Source organism: Rugamonas violacea (assembly GCF_016461825.1).
Lineage (GTDB): Bacteria > Pseudomonadota > Gammaproteobacteria > Burkholderiales > Burkholderiaceae_D > Rugamonas.
In genome coordinates, this window is sequence record NZ_JAEMNU010000054.1 from 1 (window position 1) to 4056 (window position 4056).

The window sequence follows — 4056 nt, forward strand, 5'->3', positions numbered from 1 at the left end:
CGGCCATTTCGTCAACCTTCTTTTTCTACCCCGCTGACTCTGCACTGCGCTGTTTTGCGTGCTCCGTTTGCGGGGAGGCGAACTATAGCAAAGACTCTCGGCTTTTACAAGAGTTCTGGCCGCTAATTGACTTACCTTCCCTTTTCCTCCATTCTGATTCGCATCAAGGGCTTCATCACAACGGAGCGAGCATGACCTTGGCGCGCCTCACGCCTGCAAACCTGCTGTCTATGGCATGCTCAAGCACCTTGACATGCCTGCTTCTTGTATCCGCTCCAGCATCGGCGCAAGACCGGGGCGCAGCAGCGTCAGAGATCATCCACATTACTGGCACTCGCCTCACCGGCCTTGGTGCAACGGCAGCCAGCCCGCCCCGATCAATCACGGCAGAGGAAATCCAGGCCGCCCAGCCCGTGGCCGTGGAGGAGTTTTTCAAGAACCTGCCAGCTGCCGCGCCCGCCATAGGCCGCGCCACCAATAACGGCAACATCGGCGGCGCCACCATCGACTTGCGCGGCCTGGGCTCCAATCGCACTCTAGTGTTGATCAATGGCCGTCGCGTCGTCCCCTTTAATCTGAGCGGCACAGTGGACAGCAACGTCATTCCGCTTGCCTTGCTCAGCCGGCTGGATGTGGTCACGGGAGGCGCCTCGGCGGTCTACGGCGCCGATGCCGTCGCCGGTGTCGCCAATTTCAACCTCAAACGCAAGGCCCCAGGACTGGAACTGCGTAGCTCCTACGGCAAATCCGGCAGCGGCGACACGGGCCGCTCACATAGCGCACTGACCTGGGGTACCGAACTGGATCAAGGCCGCGCCAACCTCGTCCTGGGCCTGGAAAGCACCCGCGCCTATCCCCTCTTTCAGGGCGACAGGGTCGCCGGCGCCAGCTCGTTTGACTCGGTGACCGGCCTGCCATCCGGCTCCGGCATTACCATTCCCGCGTTGATCAGCGTCAGCAAGGGGGCCGGCGGTAGCGACGCCCTGGCCGGCAATTGGCAGATCGACCCCGCCACGGGCCGACTAATCCAACCTGTGGCGAATTACAACTTCAATCCGCAAAATTACTATATGACGGGGCTGGATCGTTTGCAGTCCACGGCGCTGGCGAGCTATGTCATCAACGAGCAGGCCGAGCTATATGCCGATCTGTTTCACACCAACAGCACCGTGCTCACCACGCTGGCCGAGAGCGGCACGGCCTTGAATATCTACAATGTCCCGATCGGCAATCCCTTCATACCGGATGCGATGCGCCAGCAGTTATGCGCGCGTCGCGGCATTCCCCTGGCTCTTTGCGCCGTAGGCGAGGCAACGGTGGTGCCGGTGACGATAGGTCGGCGCTTCACGGAAATGCCATACCGCCATAGCGATTTCGACAACCGTAGCCTGCAGGCCACGCTGGGCGTCAAAGGAAGTCTGCCGCAGGGATGGCGCTACGACAGTTATTGGAGCCATGGCCGCTCCCGGCAAACCCTGAGCCGCCGCAACTTTAGCTCACTGTCCAGACTCAACCAGGCATTGAACGCACTCGACACCAACACCTGTATCGACCCGGCGGGCGGCTGCGTCCCCTTGAATGTGTTTGGGCCGGCCGGCTCGCTGACGCCGGCCATGATCGAATACATCCGCCAAGATGCCCTGCTGCACCAGTCCGTCAGCCAGGACGTGATCGCGGCCACAGTCTCCGGCGACCTCGCCGGCGTCGCCAGCCCCTGGGCCAGGCAGCCGCTCAATATTGCCTTCGGTGCCGAGCGGCGCAAGATGTCAGCCGACACCGCATCGGATGCGGCATCGCAGTTGCCGGGCGAGGTCATCGGTTCCGGCGCGCCGACGCCAGACCGCTCGGGCGCCTTCACCACGCAGGAAGTGTCACTGGAAGCCCTCCTTCCCCTGGCTCAGCAACGCCCCGCCTTGCACTCCCTGCATCTGACTGCCGGCTATCGCTACACGACGTTTTCCACATCGCAAACCAGACAGCATTACACCAGTTTCAAGTACGGCGGCGAGTGGGCGCCGCTGGCATCGCTACGCTTTCACGGCATGCTTCAGCAAGCCGTGCGCGCCCCCAATATCGACGAACTGTTCGCGCCCCAGACCAGCTCCTCACCGGCCAACCTGGCCATCGATCCCTGTCAGTTGAATCTGGTCAGCCAGAGCCAGGCCAACCTCGCCGGCACCCTGTCCCATCTGTGCCTGCAGACCGGCGTGCCCTTCGCCGCGCTGGGCAGCCTGGCGCGGCCGTCGGCAGGCCAGATCAACAGCCAGAGCGGCGGCAATCCCTCCCTCGAACCGGAGCGGGCAAAAACCGTGACATTGGGCGCGGCGTGGCAACCCATCCCCCGACTCCAACTCTCGCTCGACTACTACCGTATCGATATCGCCCATGCCATATCACGCCCCAGCGTTACCGACGTGCTGGACGCCTGCTACGGCACCGTGCTCAACCCCGCGCTGTCCGTCACGCCCGCCTGCGCGCTGGTGCGGCGTAGTCAGGCAAATGGCGGCTTCAACGGCAATGATGCCATCGGCATCGTCAGCCCCCTGTCAAACCAGGGGCGACAAAGTACCAGCGGTTTCGATCTGAACCTGCGCCACAACATATCCTTGAGCGCCATCGGCGGCGCCGGCGACTGGGGGCGTCTGGACCTGCAGTTCGCGCTGAATCAGGTGCAGTCATTCAATTTCCAGGCGACGCCCGATGCCGTCAAGCGCCAGTGCCTGGGCTATTACAGCACCGCCTGCGGCGGCCCCAACTACCGGCGCAAGTTCAGCCAGCGTAGCAACTGGAGTATCGGCCCCTATGTACTGGGCTATCACTGGCGCTATCTGAGTGGCGTTATCGAAGAGCCGGGCGGCATCGCCTACCTGCCCGCCTATTCGAGCATTCCCGCTTATCACTACCTCGACCTGAGCCTCGCCTGGCAGGTCCGCCCGGATATCCATCTCCACCTGTCGCTGGCGAATGCCTTCAACCGGCTGCCGCCTATAATTGGTGGTACGATCGGCAGCACTTCTACCAATAGCGGAAATACTTTCCCGCAAAACTATGATGTCGTGGGACGCTATGTCACACTCGGTGCGACCTTCAAGTTCTGATGCTCACATGACAAAATCGGTATGGCAAGAAATCCGGACTATGCATTCCAGGCGCAAATTCGGCCTGGCGCTGCTATCGCTGTGGCCGGCCTGCTCGGGCGCCATGGCTGCGCCGCGGCGCACGATCGTGCTGACCGCGTCCGCCGATATGCAGAAATCCATGCAGGGGATCTGGCTTACCTTGATTTACGAAGAGGCTTTCCGTCGCCTCGGCCTGGGATTTGAACTGCTGGGTCTGCCCGCCAAGCGGTCCAGCGCGATGTCCGACCATGGTCAGGTCGACGGCGAAATTTCCCGCCCCGCCAACTACGCCCAGACCCACCCAAATCTGCTGCGTGTCGACATCGCCCCCATCTCGGCGAGTCTGGCGGCCTATGCGACGCAAGCGCTGGTATTGCGGGACAATTGGGGCGGCCTGCCCCACGCCAGCTTGCGCATCGAATACCGCGCCGGCGTCAACACTTCGGAAAATATCCTGCCGGGCCGGGTCGACCCCGCCTATCTATCTTCCGTCAGCACCACCCTGCAAGGCTTGCGCAAGCTGGCCATCGGCCGAACCGACATTTATATCGACAGCGACGATGCCGTCGAACAAGCCTTACTGGCACCAGAATTCCAGTTGGCCAAAATTCACAAGGTGGCGATCATGGGGGCGATCCCTGTCTATGCTTTCTTGCATAAAAAAAATGTCGCCTTGGTACCCCGTCTGGCGGTGGCGTTGACGGCTATGAAGCGCGAAGGTTTGATTGAAACCTACCGGCGCCAGGCATTAGTCCAGGCCAGCAAGAACGACAGCCGCGCCGCCGAGTAAGCCGTCACTGAACAATTCCCCCAAGATACTGACGTAAAAAAACCCCCATCTGCACTGAACGCGGTCTTGAGCGCGTTCAGGCGGATGGGGGTTTTCACTACTACTATATAACTAGCCTGACGATAACCTACTTTCACACTGGTTGCA

2 protein-coding genes are annotated in these 4056 nt (G+C 61.4%); both read left to right on the forward strand.

Annotated features, from left to right (window positions below):
* The first annotated feature begins 191 nt into the window (after positions 1 to 191).
* Positions 192 to 3098 carry a TonB-dependent receptor domain-containing protein gene (locus H7U20_RS11605; RefSeq protein ID WP_199759309.1) on the forward strand — a complete coding sequence of 969 codons (2907 nt, stop codon included), beginning with the start codon at positions 192 to 194 and terminating at the stop codon, positions 3096 to 3098.
* Positions 3099 to 3105: 7 nt separating this feature from the next.
* On the forward strand, positions 3106 to 3909 hold the full coding sequence (locus tag H7U20_RS11610; protein WP_199759310.1) for a hypothetical protein: 804 nt from the start codon (positions 3106 to 3108) through the stop codon (positions 3907 to 3909).
* Positions 3910 to 4056: the final 147 nt, after the last annotated feature.

Bases quoted from the DNA above. Each gene is read 5' to 3' on its own strand.
- H7U20_RS11610 (WP_199759310.1), top strand. From the start codon at position 3,106: ATGACAAAATCGGTATGGCAAGAAATCCGGACTATGCATTCCAGGCGC.
- H7U20_RS11605 (WP_199759309.1), top strand. From the start codon at position 192: ATGACCTTGGCGCGCCTCACGCCTGCAAACCTGCTGTCTATGGCATGC.